Here is a 17894-nt window from a genome sequence, read left to right on the forward strand (position 1 = left end):
GGGTTTCTCAAAACCCTTGAAAACGAGGTTTTGTGAAACCTCTTCTGCCAGATTTGAGAATCTGACAGCACAACACGGTACCACTCTTTATAATAAGTTTTAAGTATTTTAGGCCACGATTCTGCTTTAGAAATCATACGATTTGAAACATTTCTACTAAAGCCAAACCCCAACCAACAATGCAAAATACAGCAATAAAACTCATACTATTATTGGGTTTTGTTTCGGTTTTTTCTTTCACAGGAACGGACACGCTCCAAAATGAATACCGCGCAGAAACCGCTGCTGATTCTAATCTTGTCTTTGTTCCCGACGACCTAGAGGCCACGCTTTGGGCTGAAGCGCCCATGCTGTATAATCCTACCAACATGGACATCGACGCCAAAGGGAGGGTTTGGCTTACCGAAGCCGTCAACTACCGCAATTTTAACAATAAACCTGACCAAAAGCTTACCTTCAACGAAGGCGACCGAGTCATGATTTTGGAAGATACCGACGGAGATGGGAAGGCTGACAAATCGAAGGTGTTTGTCCAAGATAAAGACTTAGTAGCGCCGCTGGGCATTGGGGTCATTGGCAACAAAGTGGTGGTAAGCTGTGCTCCGAATATTATTATTTACACCGACGAAAATGGTGATGATAAACCCGACAAAAAAGAGATTTTTTTGACAGGTTTTGGCGGCCTCGACCACGACCATTCGCTGCATTCACTCACGGCAGGCCCCGACGGAAGGTGGCATTTTAACACGGGCAACGCGGGGCCTCACCACGTCAAAGACAAAAGTGGTTGGACGCTGCGGTCAGGGAGTATTTATACAGGAGGAACGCCCTATAACAAAGAAAATCAGGGCAATCAAAGAAGTGACGATGGCCGTATTTGGGTAGGTGGCCTGTCCCTAAGGATGAACGCCGACGGAACAGGCCTGAAAGTGATGGCGCATAATTTTAGAAACAGTTACGAAATAGCCATCGACAGCTACGGCGATTATTGGCAAAACGACAACGACGACCAAGTGGTCACCTGCCGCACCAGCTGGGTAATGGAAGGATCGAACGCGGGCTACTTTAGCGCCGACGGAACGCGGACTTGGCAAGCCGACCGCCGACCCGACCAAGATATGTTCACGACCCATTGGCACCAAGAAGACCCAGGCGTACTTTTGGCAGGTGACAATACGGGTGCAGGCTCTCCCACGGGAATGCTCGTCTATGAAGGCGATGCCTTGGGTGAAAAATACCGAGGTACTGTTCTCAGCTGCGAGGCAGGGCGTAACGTTGTATGGGCGTACTGGCCCAAAGCCAAAGGAGCAGGTTTTGATTTTTCCAAACGGGTCGATTTTATCAGTAGCTTTCCCAAAGTCGAAGAGCATTATATTTGGCACGAAACGGGCAAAGACAAACGTAAGTGGTTCCGCCCCAGCGATGCAGCGACAGGCCCCGACGGCGCTATTTACGTCGCCGATTGGTACGACCCTGTAGTTGGCGGACACCAAATGCACGACAAAAAAGGGTACGGAAGAATTTACAGAATCACGCCCAAAGGCAAAAAGCTAAGTACACCTACCATCGACCTCAGCTCGGTCAAAGGACAAATCGAAGCCCTTAAAAACCCCGCTATCAATGTCAGAAACCTAGGTTTTGTGGCACTACAAGCCCAAGGCGAAAAAGTAATTCCTACCGTCAAAACCTTATTGACGGACCCCAATCCGTTTGTCCAAGCACGCGCTGTGTGGTTGTTGGCTCAATTGGGAGCAACTGGAAAAACCGAGGTAGAACAACTTCTGCTTCAAAGTACTGACACTCGGCTTCAAACTGCGGCATTTCGAGCGTTGAAGCACGATATTTCACCCGCAAGTTCGCCACAAGAAATAGAACAACAAGTGGCTTTGTGTCAAAAAGTGCTCAAAGTAAATTCCCTCCCACTACACCGCGAAATCGCTATTTCGTTGCGGGATGTACCTTACGCTGCTATGGCAAGTTTGGTTTCTCCGCTCGAAGCTGCTTTTGATGGAAATGACCGTTATTATTTAGAAGCTTTAGGAACGGCTTTGGACGGAAAAGAAGAGAATTATTTCCAGAAAGTCCGTCCTCAATGGCCTCAAAATGCCGTTAATTGGACTCCCCAACAGGCTTGGATGGCTTGGCGACTTCATCCAAAGGCAGCATTGACTGATTTAAAAACGCGAGCGTCCTCTCCCACCCTCGCTGCCGACGAGCGCAAAAGAGCCATTACGGCCATTGCGTTTATAAAAGACAAATCGGCCGCGCTTGCCATGCTTGATTTAACAAAAAGTAAATTAAAAGATGTCGCCGAACAGGCTTTTTATTGGGTCAATTTCCGTAAAACCAACGATTGGCAATCTTTGCTTGATTGGCAAGAGGCAACCGCAACGCAGCTCAGTCCCGCCCAAAAACAAATGTTGGCTTGGAAAGACGTCATGACGGACGCCAATGCACCCATCGCGAAACGCGAAGAAGCGGCCAAAACGCTTGCTGGAGATGTATTTGGGGGACAACTGCTGCTCGCGGCTGCCAGCGAAAACAAAATTCCGAAAGAATTACGTCCGCTTATTGCCCAAACCATTTTCAACAACCCCGACCGCAGTATTCGGATGATGGCAGGCGATTATTTTTCGCGTCCGAGTGGAAAAGGACTTTCGGTCAGCTTGGCCGCAAGTTTCCCCACCGACCTTGCCAAGGGTAAACAAATTTTCCAAACCCACTGCAATTCTTGTCACCGTTTTCAGCAAGACGGCAAAGAAATTGGCCCTAATTTGACCTTGATCGGGAAGAAGTTTGACAAAGAAGGGCTACTAGACGCCATCATTAATCCAAGTGCCAGCATGGCTTTTGGCTACGAACCTTGGATTATCCAAACGAAAGACAAAAACACCTACTATGGTTTTGTGGTGGGGGATGGTGCTACGGTGATTTTGAAAGATGTAGCAGGACAAACCCATAACCTCAAAGCCTCACAAATTGCCTCGCGGCAGCAGTTAAAAAATAGCTTGATGCCCGAACCTTCTTCTTTAGGACTAAAAGAAAAAGACTTGTCGGATTTGGCGGGGTATCTATTGAAATTGGATTAAAAGCTAAAACTCATCAAATGAAATTTATTGCAAGCGTATTTCTCATTTTGTCTTGGAGGGCTATTGCTCAAACTACTTCGCACACATTATGGTACGACAAACCCGCCTCCGAATGGTCAGAAGCCCTGCCTCTGGGCAATGGTTTCATGGGAGCGATGGTTTTTGGAGACCCCTTGAAAGAACACCTCCAACTCAACGAAGGCACTTTATATACGGGAGACCCAAAAGGTAGTTTTAAGAACATCAACGTTCGGAAAGATTTCAAACAAGTGAGCGATTTGTTGCAAGCCAAAAAGTACCAAGAAGCCCAAGCGCTCATTGCCAAAGAGTGGCTGGGCAGAAACCACCAATTGTACCAACCAATGGGCGATTTGTGGGTAGAAGTCAATCACCAAAATGCGGCCATTGCTGATTATAAACGCAGTTTGGACATATCTTCGGCTACTGCTACCACGCAGTACAAAGTGGGGAATACGACTTACAAAAGAACGTATTTTGCGAGCTATCCCGACCACATCATTGTCCTAAAAATGACCGCAGAGGGAGGTGGAAAAATAAACGCAACCTTTCATTTCTCAACCCCACATACCCCTACGGCGACTTATTTGGCCCAAAGCAATACCTTGTCCATGCAAGCCCAAGTGCCAGGATTTGGACTAAGGCGTAGTTTTGAGTTGGTAGAAAAACTCGGTGACCAGCATAAATACCCCGAACTCTACGAAAAAAATGGCCAGCGTAAACCCGAGGTTGAAAATATGCTGTACAATGACAAAATAGAGGGATTGGGAATGTCATTTGAAACCCGCGTAAAAATTCGGAATCAAGGCGGCGTTGTGAAGGCTGAAAAGGACAAAATAAAAGTCACCGATGCTACTGAAGTCATTGTGATTTTGACCGCCGCAACGAGTTATAACGGTTTTGACAAAAGCCCTGCTTACGAGGGCGTTGACCCTAAAAAAAAGGTAAATCAATACTTGAAAGCCGTTGAAAACAAAAGTTTTCAGGACTTGTGTAAAACCCACTTGACCGATTACAAAACCCTCTTCGACCGCGTTGATATTCAACTGGCTGCCGAAACCGAACAATCTCAATTGACCACCGACCAACGGGTTTCTCTTTTTTCAAATGGCAAAGACCCTTCATTTTCAGCACTTTACTTTCAATACGGCCGTTATTTGATGATTGCAGGCTCGCGCCCAGGCGGGCAGCCGCTCAATTTACAAGGTATTTGGAACGACCTCATGGTGCCGCCCTGGAATGGCGGTTATACCATCAACATCAATGCCCAAATGAACTATTGGCCTGCCGAATTGACAAACCTGTCGGAATGTCAAGAACCTTTTTTGAAAGCCATCAAAGAACTGGCTATTAATGGCCAAGAAACTGCCCGAAATATGTACGGCAACGAAGGCTGGGTGGCGCACCACAACATGGATATATGGCGCCACAGCGAACCGATTGACAACTGCAATTGCTCTTTTTGGCCGATGGCGGCAGGCTGGCTTACAAGTCATTTTTGGGAAAAATACTTATTTAACGGCGACAGGGCATTTTTGAAAAATGAAGTATTTCCGTTGCTCAAAGGGGCGGTTCAATTTTACCAAGGCTGGTTAGTAAAAAACGAAAATGGCTTTTTGGTAACGCCCGTGGGACACTCGCCCGAGCAAAACTTTATTTATGAAGATAAAAAACAAGCGACCTTTAGCCCTGGCCCTACCATGGACATGGCCATTGTGCGCGAATCTATGGCGCGATACGTGGAAGCGTGCCAAACTTTAGGTATCAATGACGCCTTTACCCAAAGTGTGCAGAAAAATTTATCAAAATTACTGCCTTACCAAATCGGGAAATATGGGCAACTGCAAGAGTGGCAAGAGGATTTTGAAGACGGGGATGTCCAACATCGCCACTTTTCGCACCTGTATGCCATCCATCCTAGCAATCAGATCAACCTCCAAACTACGCCCGAACTCGCCGCCGCCGTGAAGCGAGTGATGGAACGCCGTGGCGATCTGGCCACAGGCTGGTCGATGGGCTGGAAAGTGAATGTTTGGGCAAGGCTCAACGACGGCGACCACGCCCTAAAACTCCTTTCTAACCTCTTTCAACTGATAAAAACTTACACAACGCACATGCAAGGTGGAGGCACTTACCCCAACCTCTTTTGTGCGCATCCGCCGTTTCAGATTGATGGAAATTTTGGAGCAACGGCGGGTATTGCCGAAATGCTCGTGCAAAGCCACGCGGGCGAAATTCATTTACTGCCTGCCTTGCCCCAAGCGTGGCACACAGGCAAAGTAAAAGGACTCAAAGCACGCGGAGGGTTTGAAATAGACATGGAGTGGGCACAGGGCAAACTCACCAAAGCAGTGATTCATTCAAAACACGGCGGACATTGCCGAGTGCGAACAAACGAAAAAATGAGCGTTCAGAATACGAATGCCCAGTCACAAACGGGGGTCAATCCCAACCCTCTTTTTAGTTTTATTGACGCGGGGAAACCCACCATGCAAAACGCAACAAAGTCCAACATAACACCTGTTAATCAGGGATTTGTGCTGGACTTTGAAACAGAAAAAAAGAAACAATATTTGCTAAAGTAACTTATTACAAACGAACGACTTCGCCCGTACGAACTGATTCGTCGCACGCAAAAGCAATTTGAAGGCTGTTTACAGCATCGGCCATGTGGTCAGTCAAGTCCACATCTTCGGTAATCGCTTTTAAGAAATAGGCTTGTTCGCGGTTGCAAAGCTCTTGGTGGTCTGGCTCGTCGGTTAGGTTAATCCATTCATCAGGTTTTGTAAATGCGTTGTTTTCGTCAATATCGGCATGGTGATAGCGCAACGACTCCGTTTTGGTGTGTGCGTCCACGTTGTCCGATTTACCCGCTCCACCTGCATCTTTTGCCACAATCGACACGCAACCTTTAGGGCCTACAACGTCTTTTACAAAAAATGCCGTTTCGCTCATCATCGGGCCCCAGCCTGCTTCGTACCAGCCTACTGAACCATCTTCAAAACGAATTTGGAGTTGTCCGTAATTGTAATTTCCCGCAGGAATATCTTCGGTCAAACGAGCGCCAATGGCCGATACCCACACTGGTTTTGAACGGGTCATTTGGCACATAACGTCGATGTAATGCACGCCGCAGTCCACGATTGGGCTAAGGCTTTTCATCAAATTGCGGTGTACGTCCCACATATAGCCGTGGCTTTGCTGGTTGAGATTCATCCTCATTACCAACGGCTTACCAAGCGTTTGCGCCAATTCTACAAACTTTTCCCACGACGGATGATGACGTAAAATATACCCTACCACCAATTTTTTATTGGCTTTCACGGCTGCTTCTACCACGCGTTTTGCTCCTTCAACGGTATCGGCGACGGGTTTTTCAATAAATACGTGACAGCCGTGCTCAAAGGCCATAATGGCAAACGCTTCGTGCGTGTCGGGGTAGGTTGAGATACAAACCGCGTCGGGTTGAGTCGCTTGAAGCGCTTCTGCATAATCGGAATACAACGCGTAGCCGCCCCCTAGTTTTTCGTTTAGAACTTCTTTACTTTTTCCTGTTGAGACAATACCACAAATTTCGAAACCTTCAAAATTATGATAGGCTGTGGCGTGAGAGGCGCCCATGTTACCGCATCCAACGACAAGGACGCGCACTGGTTTGGGGGATGTTGACATAGGTAGTAATGAAAGGAAATGGTTTTAACTGTAAAAGTACATCATTCATTCTTACATACCATCATTTCTTCAAAATGGGCTGTTGAGGCACAGTAATTTTTGAGCAACAAATACTATATTTTTACAAAGATATTTTATCTGTTATTTTTATTATATTAAACTTATAATCTATTTATTAACGTATATTTAACCATTTTTTGTTATTTTTTACATAAAAATAAACTTTATATGTTTTCATTTTATTCTCCCTATACCTTTGCAGAAGTTCTTTCAATCAATTGCCGTTTTTGGTTTCAGCGGAGTTTGTTTTTGCTGAATTAAAAAGGAATCGTGTGTAACTCACGAACTGACGTGCAACCGTAAATCGCCCAAAGCGATGAGTCGAGACACTTGCCAAAAACGAATTGACGGAGGCTTTCACGAGTCGAAGCCGACGTCAGGCAGTGGGTAAGGAAAGAGCAAATAAGTTTTTCAACTTTTTTGTTTCATTCAACTCCTTTTACTCTAATGCTCAAAAACAACCTTGGGTATCCTCGCATTGGCAGTCGCCGCGAGCTAAAAAAAGCCTGTGAAGCCTACTGGGCGGGCAAAATCTCACAAAACGAACTGTTAGAAACAGGCCGTCAAATCCGCCTCCACAACTGGCAGCTTCAACAACAAGCAGGCATTGACCTCATTCCTTCCAACGATTTTTCTTTGTACGACCATGTGCTTGACCTCAGCCTAACAGTAGGCGCGATTCCTGCTCGCTACCAAGAAATCTTAAATGCCAATCCTCAAAACAATTCCCTCGACGTCTATTTTGCCATGGCTCGGGGTTATCAAAAAGATGGGCTTGACATTAAAGCGCTTGAAATGACCAAATGGTACGATACCAACTACCATTATTTAGTGCCTGAGTTTACCAAAAATCAAACTTTTAGCCTTTCTTCGGACAAAGTTTTCAATGAGTTTGACGAAGCCAAATCGGCAGGAGTTTTGACCAAACCCGTGCTTTTAGGCCCTGTTTCTTACTTGCTTTTGGGCAAAGAAAAAGAAGCCGATTTTCACCGCTTAGACCTTTTGCCTCGCTTACTTTCAGTCTATTACGACATCATTGAGCGGTTGACCCAACAAGGAGCCGTGTGGATTCAATTCGATGAGCCCTGCCTTGCCCTTGATTTGACCTACAAAGAAAAAGACGCCCTCCGAACGGCCTATGGAACGATTCGTACCCGTTTTCCCCAACTCAAAATCATGCTGGCCACGTATTTTGACGGCTTGCGCGACAACTTGTTGGTAGCTTCTCTGCTGCCAGTTTGTACGCTACACGTTGATTTGGTACGTTTCTCCAGTCAATTTGACAACCTATTAACAGCCATTCGCGAACCGATGTCGTTGTCACTTGGTATAGTTGACGGCCGCAACGTTTGGAAAAACGACTATACCCGTTCTCTCACTTTCATCCAAAAAGCCATTGATAAGTTAGGAGAAGCAAGGGTGATGATTGCACCCTCTTGCTCGTTGTTGCACACCCCCTGCGATTTAGAGTTGGAGAAAGACGAAACCAGACTTCCCTCGGAGGTAAAGCAATGGATGGCTTTTGCCAAACAAAAGCTTCAAGAAATCAACGATTTACACCTTATTGCTACCCAAGGAGGCGACGAAAAATGGGCGAAAAATAAAGCCGCGATTGAAAGTCGGCGTACGTCTCAATTGATTCACAAACTGCACGTAAAACAACGCGTTGATGCAATCAACGAGGACGATACCCACCGTAAAAGCCCCTTCTCAACCCGTCAACCCCTTCAAAAAGCATTGCTACAACTGCCCGCGTTCCCCACAACGACGATTGGTTCGTTTCCACAAACAGACGCCATTCGTCAGCTTCGTGCTCGCTATAAAAACGGCGAGATTTCGCCGCAACACTACGAGGAAATCATCGAAAACCACACAAAAGATGCCATAAAATGGCAAGAAGAAATAGGTTTAGATGTACTGGTACACGGCGAATTTGAGCGAAACGACATGGTGGAGTATTTCGGCGAACTGTTGGAAGGGTATGCTTTTACGCAGAATGGTTGGGTGCAAAGCTACGGTTCGCGTTGCGTGAAACCGCCAATTATCTATGGCGACATCGAACGCCCACAACCCATGACCGTACGATGGGCTACCTATGCCCAATCGCTGACCTCAAAACCCGTGAAAGGGATGTTGACGGGGCCAATTACAATTTTACAATGGTCGTTTGTGCGGGACGACCAAGCCCGAAGCGAGACTATGTTCCAACTCGCTTTGGCGATTCGTGATGAAGTATTGGATTTGGAAAAAGCGGGTATCCGAATCATCCAAATCGACGAAGCTGCGCTGCGTGAAGGGCTTCCGTTAAGAAAAAGCGACCGACAAGCGTATCTGGACAATTCCGTGAAAGCCTTTCGAGTGGCGTCATCAGCAGTGGCTGACCAGACCCAAATCCATACGCACATGTGTTATTCAGAGTTTAATGACATCATAGCATCCATTGCAGAAATGGATGCGGACGTTATTACGATTGAAACTTCCCGCTCACAAATGGAGTTGCTGGACGCATTTCATACCTTCAACTATCCCAACGACATTGGCCCTGGCGTTTATGACATCCACAGCCCCCGCGTGCCAAGCGTCGATGAAATGGTGCAGTTGTTAGAAAAAGCATTGGCCGTTCTCCCCGCTGACCACCTTTGGGTCAATCCCGACTGTGGTTTAAAAACGCGACGTTGGCCTGAAACGGAATTAGCCCTAAAAAACATGGTTCAGGCAGCTGCGCAAGTACGTCTATCTGTGCTAGAAACGGTTTAAAAATGAAAGGTGCAATGCCCTAATTCGACAAAATTTACTACCAAATTGTTGAAGGCTGAAACATTTGGCGTTCACATTTGGTAGTAAAACAAATTGTATAAATTATGTTTACTACTCCTCCTTCCAAAAATTCCGCTGAAAGAAATGCGCCCCTTTTCTGTTGGGACATTGCGCACCCAAGTTTACAAAAACGAATCCAAACTACAGAGGACATCAAATGCGTACAGCAATTAGCTGCACAATTTCAGTGGGATTGGACGCTTGACACCAAATCGCTGCTTGTACGAAATTACACCTTGGTAATCACCAACTTATCCAAAGAAATTATTTGGACGAGTCAGCATTTCGAGAAGTTGACAGGCTATGCGTGCGCAGAAGTAATTGGAAGAAAACCTACTTTTTTACAAGGGGAAGAAACAAGCAAAAAATCACTCCAGTCGGTTCGCGAAAAGCTATCGGCCAACGCACAAGTGGAAACAAAACTTCTCAACTATCGCAAAAACGGAGAAACGTATTGGTGTGAAATCCGCATTCTTCCCATCCACAATACCGACGGTTTTTTGACGCATTTTATTGCGATTGAAAAAGAAGTTGAGTAATTCCGAAACCAAAGTTTTTAAAACAGTATTGCCCAATAAGTACTTGCTCATAATATAGTTTATAGTATTTCTCACGCGCCGCGGCTAAAGTTGTGCTCCTCTTGAGAGGGAATTTTGCATTATTCTCCTCTCGGGAGGAAACACAAAAAGCGAGGACAATCCGCCAAAGCCCTAGATTTTCGGCCAAACGGAAAATAATGCAATATAATTTCAATCACCTACTTAAATGTTATAAATCTATAATCGCTTTCTTCAAAACACATATAAAATTTATATCAGAGCGACGGACAGTGATAGTGCCCCCATCTAGAGTTGAAAGTTGGAGCGAATTAGCAGTCCGAAGGTTATTGGCCGCAATTTTCCGAATCATGATATTTTTTATATTGAACGAAATCAGAACAAAATCATTGGTAAGTGTGTCGTATTGGTCTGGATGCAACAAAACAGCAAGAGCAAGAGCTGAAGCAGGAAGAATTGGTTGCATACTATCGAGGTGCGTGGCTTCGATAATAAATGCCTTCTTTAATTCATTTGTTCCTATTGCTTCCTTGTCCATAAGATAAGGTTTCGAAAATCCTGAACTAAAATTCTCTAAAGTATCAATTAATGTCTGGTAAGTTAGACTGCTGCGATCAATAGCAGAAAAGATGGGTAAAGCAATTATATCAGTAGAACTAGAAGAAGAATTAACTATTGATTGAGGAAAAATTAATATTTCTGGAAAGTTGAGTGCATCTGCAATTTTGCGTTTTATGTCACTTCTTAAATTTTCAGTCTTTAGGTAGTGATTAACCTGAGCAGCCGAGAGTCCCAGTTTTTCGGCAAGTTCTTTTTGCATTATCCCTTTTCGAGAAAGAAAGACTCTTAACCTTTCTCCATCAGCGAGCGAGGGGGATAGTGGCCTATTAAGGGCGACAGAACGGAGCAAGTTGTCGGGAAGCTCTGCGGATTGACCTGCGAAAAAGGATTCAACATCAGGGAAGACACGTACGATTTCGGACAGTAAATACTCATTTTTGTGTTCTGGATTTTGGTGCTCCACCCGTTGAACGGTATCGAGAGAGACATCAATCATTTTAGCAAAAGCAGGGCGCTTGAGATTTAGATACTCACGAAGATACTTTACTTTTTCGCCAAAATTCATAAAAACAAAGCTATTTTAAAATATTAATTATTTTTCAAAAGTAACACAAATAATTAATCAATAAAATTTATTTATATTTTATATTAATTAATTCATTTAAAAACTTTACAAGTTAGTAACAATAAAAGAATCTACCTTTATAAGAAACGCCCCAAAAGGCTTATCGGTTAAAAATTAATATCACACACTCAAAACAATAATAGTAGAGATAGTTTCAAAATAATTGGTTTGAGTGAAATGACTAATACACTAAAATCTTAACAATCAGCACATTAACCTTTTTTTATTTCTCCGATTACCTAAAAAATATAGCATTCTTAGAGTTTGTCAGGTTTGTTCCGATGGGAAATTGTACAATTTAAGTAGTTGTATGTGTTTTAGGGTATTATTAGTTTATACTGCTTCGGAGAAGCGTAACCTTTGTAGTAGAGAGCCGTCAATCAAGTTCGAATCCTTTTGCTTCGGAGAAGCATAACTTCTTGCGTTGTTATGCTTCTTCGAAGCAAAAATTAAAAAATCCCTACTACTACTACAAATGTTGCGCCTCTACCGAGGCGGCTTTGAATTCCTCAAAAACTTTTAATCAAATACTACAAATGTTTCGCCTCTACCGAGGCGGCTTTGGATTCCTCAAAAACTTTTGATCAAATACTACAAATGTTGCGCCTCTACCGAGGCTACTTTGAATTCCTCAAAAACTTTTAATCAAATACTACAAATGTTGCGCCTCTACCGAGGCGGCTTTGAATTCCTCAAAAACTTTTGATCAAATACTTTAACTACTATTTGTCTTTTAGGTAAAACATTTAAAAAGAGGAAGTATTCCGAAAAGTTGGCTCAATTCAATTGCTGCTCTAACTCCAGCGCCATTGGCACCAAAACATGGTCTTCGATGATGGCATGTTTACGAAGTTCCAATTCAAACAGCTCCACTTGGTTCAAGAAAATTTTATACGGCAAAGGCACTGATTCTTCGCCCGAATAACGCCGAATCAACTGACTTACTTCCTGTAATTCATCTTCGATGGGCGAGTGAGAATCAATAAATTGTTGAATACTAAAGTTCGATTTTTCGGCTGAAGTCCGAAGTTCGGCGGGTTGTTTTGAAACCTCAATGAGTTTCTGAATATAAGGAAACAGCTCTTTCTCCTCCATCCGAATGTGCTCAATCAAATGGGTCTTGTAGTCATTGAAAAAATACGCCAAACTCGCCAAGAGCTGATGGCTTTGCCCATATTTGCTAAAAATATGCACCAACGACTGCTCAATTTCGGGAAGTTTTTTGGTAAGATAATAACGGTGAGTCGCTTGTAAATAGGCCAGAATTTCTCCAATTGAGAACTTCTGCATTTTTTCAAAAGGGAAGTCTTCTTCGTTATTATATAAATCTAAGATGAGCTCGATAAGCTCAGGGTTCATGTCGATTACTTTGCTTCCTGCTTTTTGTTCTTTGTCTTGCGGCAAAGAATCACCGAACCTTTCAACAACCAATTGGTAGGTTTTGTCGGTATCAATAAAATCATGTAGTGCAGCCATACTATTTCATTTGGGTTGAAGCCAAATCTAGCTACCGCTGCTTATTCAAACTATGATAAAAATCAGGTTTGGGGTTTGGGGTTTCAAACAGAAAACGCTAAAAAGTCTGGGAACAAGGTTTTGAGAAACCTTGACGGCGGTTATTAGTAACCGCCGTCACTTTAAAACCTACGCCTTCATCTGCGCCTCCACTACTGCGATGGCTACCATGTTGACAATTTCACGAACCGAACTACCCAACTGCAAGACATAAACGGGTTTGCCCATGCCCAACAACAACGGCCCAATCGCCTCGTATTCACCTACTTCCTTGAGGAGGTTATAGGCAATGTTACTCGCCGAAAGGTTCGGGAAGATAAGCGTATTTGCTCCGTCGTCCACCAATTTTGAGAAAGGATGGTTGGTACGCAATAGTTCCGTATCAAAAGGCAAGTGCGCTTGCATTTCACCGTCCACAATCATGTCTGGGTGTTTGGCGTGGAGTTTTGCCACGGCTGCGCTCATTTTTTCAGCATCTTCTCCTTTGGCGCTTCCAAAGTTAGAATAAGTGAGCAACGCAATGCGTGGTTTGATATTAAAACGTTCAACAGCCCGTGCCGTGAGTTCCGTAATTTCGACGACATCATCTACCGTCGGATTGAAATTCACCGTCGTATCAGCCAAAAACAATGGCCCACGACGCGTCAGAAGAATGTACATCCCTGCTACTTTTGTCACACCTGGTTCTTTTCCAATGATTTGGAGCGAAGGGCGAATCGTGTCGGGATAGTTGCGGGTCAAACCAGAAATGAGTGCATCAGCTTCGCCCATTTCCACCATCATTGCCCCAAACGAACTACGATAGTACATCATTTTCCGCGCTTCAATGAGATTGACTCCTTTGCGTTGGCGTTTTTTGAAATACGCTTCAGCATAGCGGTCAATATTTTCCGCTTGTTCGGAGCTATATGGGTCAATTACAGGTACATCGGCCATGTCAAGCTTATTGGCTTCAATGATGGCACGAATACGCTCCTCTTTTCCAAGCAAAATAGGAAACGCAATTCCCTCGTCGCGTACTTGTTGGGCCGCTTTGAGTACTTGCACATTTTCAGCATCCGCAAATACCACGCGTTTTGGTGCTTTACGGGCTTTACTGATAATTACGCGTGAAATCTGATTATCTTGACCAAGGCGTTTTTCCAACTGCTGAACGTACGCATCCCAATCGGCAATCGGACTTTTGGCAACGCCGCTATCCATCGCTGCTTTGGCCACTGCTGGCGCTACGGTGGTTAGTAAGCGCGGGTCAACGGGTTTTGGAATGATGTACTCCCGCCCAAACGTCAAGTTGGTCGTATTATAAGCTAGGTTGACAATGTCTGGTACGGGCTTTTTAGTCAATTCTGCCAACGCGCGTACTGCGGCCAACTTCATTTCTTCATTAATTTCGCTGGCGCGTACGTCCAATGCGCCACGGAAAATGTACGGAAATCCGAGTACGTTATTTACTTGGTTGGGATAATCCGAGCGGCCTGTGGCCATAATCACGTCCTCGCGGGCTTCTACCGCATCAGGATACGGAATTTCAGGATCAGGGTTAGCCATCGCAAATACCATCGGATCTTTGGCCATCGAACGTACCATGTCTTGCGACACAACGTTGGCTTTTGACAAACCTAAAAACAAATCAGCTCCTATCATCGCTTCTGCAAGGGAAGCAAAACGGCGCTCTGAAGCAAATTCTTTTTTAAGGTCGTCAAGGTCCGTACGGGCGGTATTGATATGCCCTTTGCTATCAAACATATCGACATTTTCGCGACGAACGCCCAAAGACATGTACAATTTAGTACACGAACTTGCCGAAGCACCCGCCCCCGAAACAACGATGCGAATATCTTCGACTTTTTTGCCCACGATTTCAAGGCCGTTCAACAAGGCAGCCGCACTGATGATGGCCGTACCGTGTTGGTCGTCGTGCATGACAGGAATATTCAGTTCGGCTTTGAGACGACGTTCAATCTCAAAACACTCTGGTGCCTTAATGTCCTCAAGGTTTACCCCCCCGAAAGTTGGCTCCATAATTTTGACAGTCCGTACAAACTCGTCCACGTTTTCGGTGTTAAGTTCGATGTCAAACACGTCGATGTCGGCATATATTTTAAACAGAAGGCCCTTCCCTTCCATTACGGGTTTGCCAGCTTCTGGGCCAATATTACCCAAGCCTAACACGGCGGTTCCGTTACTAATAACTGCTACCAAGTTACCTTTGGCGGTGTACTTATAGACATCCTCGACGTTGCGGTGAATCTCCATACAGGGTTCGGCAACGCCAGGAGAATATGCCAAAGACAAGTCGAGTTGGTTGTTGGTCTCTTTCGTTGGCACAACTTGAATTTTGCCAGGGCGGCCCTTCGAGTGGTAGTAAAGCGCGTCCTCTTTGCGAATTTTTGGAGGCATAACGGTTAATTGGAGGTTGATTTTGGGGTTGCAAGGTACGAACGAAAATCATTTGTCGTACTAATTAATCGAGTTTTTGTCATAAACCTACCCGATAAGTTTCTGAACAGCACAAGGGCATGAAAACAAAAAGCCGTCTATTCTCCTCTAAATGGGGAATAGACGGCCAAAATGACGACTATTTATTAATAAAATTTAGACCAATCGTTTAATGATTTCATTGGATGAAATGCCTTCGGCTTCGGCTCTAAAGTTACGAACGATACGGTGGCGTAAAATAGGTGCCGCAACTGCTTTCACATCTTCAATGTCAGGTGAATACTTACCATTGATAAGGGCATTACATTTTGCCGCCAAAATGAGGTTTTGCGACGCACGTGGGCCCGCTCCCCATTCCAAATAGCTCTTGGTATCTGCACTTGCAAACTCTCCGTTGGGGCGGGTTTTGTGAACCAATTTTACGGCGTATTCCACCACGTTATCTGCCACAGGTACGCGTCTAACTAAGTGTTGGAATGCTTCAATTTCAGCCCCTGAGATTACTTTGTTTACCGTGGGTCTGCTGTCGGCAGTGGTTGCTTTTACGATGTTTAATTCTTCTTGGAACGAAGGATAATCCAACGTTACCATAAACATAAAACGGTCCAATTGAGCTTCAGGTAGTGGATACGTTCCTTCTTGCTCGATGGGGTTTTGCGTAGCCAACACAAAGAACGGGCGGCCCAATGCGTGTTTTTGACCCGAAACCGTCACCGAATATTCTTGCATCGCTTCCAAAAGCGCCGATTGTGTTTTGGGCGGTGTACGGTTAATTTCGTCGGCCAAAATGATGTTGGCAAAAACGGGTCCGCGCACAAAACGAAAGTTACGCTCGTTGTCCAAAGTTTCTGATCCAAGAATATCAGAAGGCATCAAGTCGGGCGTAAACTGAATACGGTTAAAACTTAAATCAAGTGCGTTTGAAATTGTCTGAATCAACAGGGTTTTTGCTAACCCTGGTACCCCCACAAGCAGACAATGCCCTTGGCAAAAAATGGCCGTCAAAAGTAAACGTACTGTTTCATCTTGACCTACAATCACTTTTCCAATCTCGGTGCGGAGTTTTTCATAGGATTCTTTCAAAGCTTCGGCAGCTGCAACGTCAGAACTAAACTTCATTTCATCTAAAGGGTTTATGAGTTAATAGATGGGGGATTTAATTTTTTCAATTGTCGTCGGGATTGATGCCGAATATTCGACATCCTTGGTACTCAGGTTCAACTTTGATAAATACGTCAGCTACTGCTTTTTTAAACCACTCATCCACCGCCTTTGTTTTTTTGTTTGCCAAAACAATGTTGTTAAGTTTTTCAAAGTCTAACTTCAAACTCGCCGTGTGTGGCTCCGATTTACTCTTATAATAGACGATACGCATGGCCGTTTTACCATCGTCCGTACGGTAGTTCAATGGCGCACTTATCGTGCCAACTTTCATGGTATCCAACATCATGTACAAGTTATAATCCATCGAAGCATCCAATGGCAAGCGCGACGCGCCCGATTGTGCATCTTTGATGAGCCCTCCCGCGTCGGCAGTATTTTTGTCTTCCGACCAATCTTTGGCCAATCTTTCAAATTTAACCGTTGTGTCTGCTTTAATCACTTGGTTTAAGCTATCCAAAACACGCTGTGGATCACTCAAATCCATGCGGTTATAATCAGGGCGCAACAAAATGTGACGCGCGTGGTATTCTGCCCCACGGATTTCGAGCAATTGAATCAAGTGCAAGCCAAATTCTGACTCTATCGGTTCTGAGATTTCGTTCGGTTTGAGTTTCAACGCTGCTCCTTCAAACTCTGGCACCATCATCCCGCGCTTGGCAAATCCTAAATCTCCGCCTTGTTGTGCCGAACCAATGTCTTCTGAATAAGCCGACGCCAAGCCAGAAAAATCTTCTCCTTTTTCAACGCGTTGCTTAAAATCCAACAACTTGTTACGAAGTTCGTCTTTTTGCGCCTTGGTCACTTTTGCAAAACGCACAATTTGTCCAATTTCTACCTCCGCAGGAATAAACGGCAAACTGTCTTTTGGAATCGCATTAAAAAACTTGCGAATCTCGCTCGGCGTTACTTTGATTGCTTCCGTAATTTTGCTTTGCATTTTGTCCGAAAGCATTTCTTCTTTGATTTCACTGCGAAGCTCTGCTTTTAGCGTCTCAATGCTTTTGCCATAAGCCTCCACAATGTTCTTTTCTGAACCAAAGCGTTTGGCCATGTATTCCATCCGTGCCGAAATTTGGTTATCAATTTGCTTATCTTCCACCTCAACCGAGTCAATTTCAGCTTTGGCGAGGAGCATTTTACGGATAATCAAACTTTCCAATGCTTGGCATTGATTGGGCGCAGGTTGGTTTTGTTGTTGGTATTGTAAAATAAGGTTTTCAAGGTCAGAGCGAAGGATGTAGTAGTTATCTACTTTTCCGATTACTTTATTGACACTGACACTTTTCCCTTGTGACCAGCCCGAAAGGCAACTAATAAACACCAATACGAGGGTAAGGCTACTGAATCGTTGAATGAGGGTATTTTTCATATAATACT

10 protein-coding genes and 1 riboswitch are annotated in these 17894 nt (G+C 44.5%); of the genes, 4 read left to right on the top strand and 6 right to left on the bottom strand.

The features are described 5' to 3' along the window. Positions 1 to 179 precede the first annotated feature (179 nt). Complete coding sequence (locus tag K339_RS0129840; RefSeq protein WP_028526868.1) at positions 180 to 3089, top strand: PVC-type heme-binding CxxCH protein; 2910 nt, start codon at positions 180 to 182, stop codon at positions 3087 to 3089. 17 nt (positions 3090 to 3106) lie between these two features. Continuing rightward, positions 3107 to 5692: a glycoside hydrolase family 95 protein gene (locus K339_RS0129845; RefSeq protein ID WP_037302283.1), complete on the top strand. Its 2586-nt coding sequence runs from the start codon at positions 3107 to 3109 to the stop codon at positions 5690 to 5692. A 4-nt stretch (positions 5693 to 5696) separates the two neighbouring features. Here the strand turns inward: K339_RS0129845 and K339_RS0129850 are convergent, their stop codons facing one another. Next, the gene (locus K339_RS0129850) at positions 5697 to 6779 is read right to left on the bottom strand and encodes a Gfo/Idh/MocA family protein (protein ID WP_084332361.1); all 1083 of its coding nucleotides are present in this window, start codon (positions 6777 to 6779) and stop codon (positions 5697 to 5699) included. A 271-nt stretch (positions 6780 to 7050) separates the two neighbouring features. Beyond that, a riboswitch (cobalamin riboswitch) is annotated at positions 7051 to 7191 on the top strand. A 95-nt stretch (positions 7192 to 7286) separates the two neighbouring features. Here K339_RS0129850 and metE point away from each other — a divergent pair. Both metE and K339_RS36380 read left to right on the top strand, forming a co-directional pair. After that, positions 7287 to 9596: a 5-methyltetrahydropteroyltriglutamate--homocysteine S-methyltransferase gene (metE, locus tag K339_RS0129855; RefSeq protein WP_028526871.1), complete on the top strand. Its 2310-nt coding sequence runs from the start codon at positions 7287 to 7289 to the stop codon at positions 9594 to 9596. Between the two features lie 104 nt (positions 9597 to 9700). Then, positions 9701 to 10195 (top strand): PAS domain-containing protein, encoded by a 495-nt coding sequence (locus K339_RS36380; protein WP_051398363.1) that lies wholly within the window; start codon positions 9701 to 9703, stop codon positions 10193 to 10195. Positions 10196 to 10424: 229 nt separating this feature from the next. On the opposite strand, the gene K339_RS0129865 is transcribed toward K339_RS36380, so the two are convergent. The 5 genes from K339_RS0129865 to K339_RS0129885 all read right to left on the bottom strand — a co-directional run bounded on the left by K339_RS0129865 (position 10425) and on the right by K339_RS0129885 (position 17886). Next, on the bottom strand, positions 10425 to 11339 hold the full coding sequence (locus K339_RS0129865) for a helix-turn-helix domain-containing protein (protein ID WP_028526872.1): 915 nt from the start codon (positions 11337 to 11339) through the stop codon (positions 10425 to 10427). Positions 11340 to 12176: 837 nt separating this feature from the next. Beyond that, the gene (locus tag K339_RS0129870; protein WP_028526873.1) at positions 12177 to 12875 is read right to left on the bottom strand and encodes a hemerythrin domain-containing protein; all 699 of its coding nucleotides are present in this window, start codon (positions 12873 to 12875) and stop codon (positions 12177 to 12179) included. 168 nt (positions 12876 to 13043) lie between these two features. Continuing rightward, complete coding sequence (locus K339_RS0129875) at positions 13044 to 15314, bottom strand: NADP-dependent malic enzyme (RefSeq protein WP_028526874.1); 2271 nt, start codon at positions 15312 to 15314, stop codon at positions 13044 to 13046. Between the two features lie 195 nt (positions 15315 to 15509). After that, complete coding sequence (locus tag K339_RS0129880; RefSeq protein WP_028526875.1) at positions 15510 to 16472, bottom strand: AAA family ATPase; 963 nt, start codon at positions 16470 to 16472, stop codon at positions 15510 to 15512. Between the two features lie 46 nt (positions 16473 to 16518). Next, the gene (locus tag K339_RS0129885) at positions 16519 to 17886 is read right to left on the bottom strand and encodes a peptidylprolyl isomerase (protein ID WP_028526876.1); all 1368 of its coding nucleotides are present in this window, start codon (positions 17884 to 17886) and stop codon (positions 16519 to 16521) included. Positions 17887 to 17894: the final 8 nt, after the last annotated feature.

The organism is Runella limosa DSM 17973 (genome assembly GCF_000482465.1).
In the GTDB taxonomy this organism is placed as follows: Bacteria; Bacteroidota; Bacteroidia; order Cytophagales; family Spirosomataceae; genus Runella; species Runella limosa.

Coding starts and splice junctions, on each gene's coding strand:
- K339_RS0129840 (WP_028526868.1), top strand. CDS start 180: ATGCAAAATACAGCAATAAAACTCATACTATTATTGGGTTTTGTTTCG.
- K339_RS0129845 (WP_037302283.1), top strand. CDS start 3,107: ATGAAATTTATTGCAAGCGTATTTCTCATTTTGTCTTGGAGGGCTATT.
- K339_RS0129850 (WP_084332361.1), bottom strand. CDS start 6,779: ATGTCAACATCCCCCAAACCAGTGCGCGTCCTTGTCGTTGGATGCGGT.
- metE (WP_028526871.1), top strand. CDS start 7,287: ATGCTCAAAAACAACCTTGGGTATCCTCGCATTGGCAGTCGCCGCGAG.
- K339_RS36380 (WP_051398363.1), top strand. CDS start 9,701: ATGTTTACTACTCCTCCTTCCAAAAATTCCGCTGAAAGAAATGCGCCC.
- K339_RS0129865 (WP_028526872.1), bottom strand. CDS start 11,339: ATGAATTTTGGCGAAAAAGTAAAGTATCTTCGTGAGTATCTAAATCTC.
- K339_RS0129870 (WP_028526873.1), bottom strand. CDS start 12,875: ATGGCTGCACTACATGATTTTATTGATACCGACAAAACCTACCAATTG.
- K339_RS0129875 (WP_028526874.1), bottom strand. CDS start 15,314: ATGCCTCCAAAAATTCGCAAAGAGGACGCGCTTTACTACCACTCGAAG.
- K339_RS0129880 (WP_028526875.1), bottom strand. CDS start 16,472: ATGAAGTTTAGTTCTGACGTTGCAGCTGCCGAAGCTTTGAAAGAATCC.
- K339_RS0129885 (WP_028526876.1), bottom strand. CDS start 17,886: ATGAAAAATACCCTCATTCAACGATTCAGTAGCCTTACCCTCGTATTG.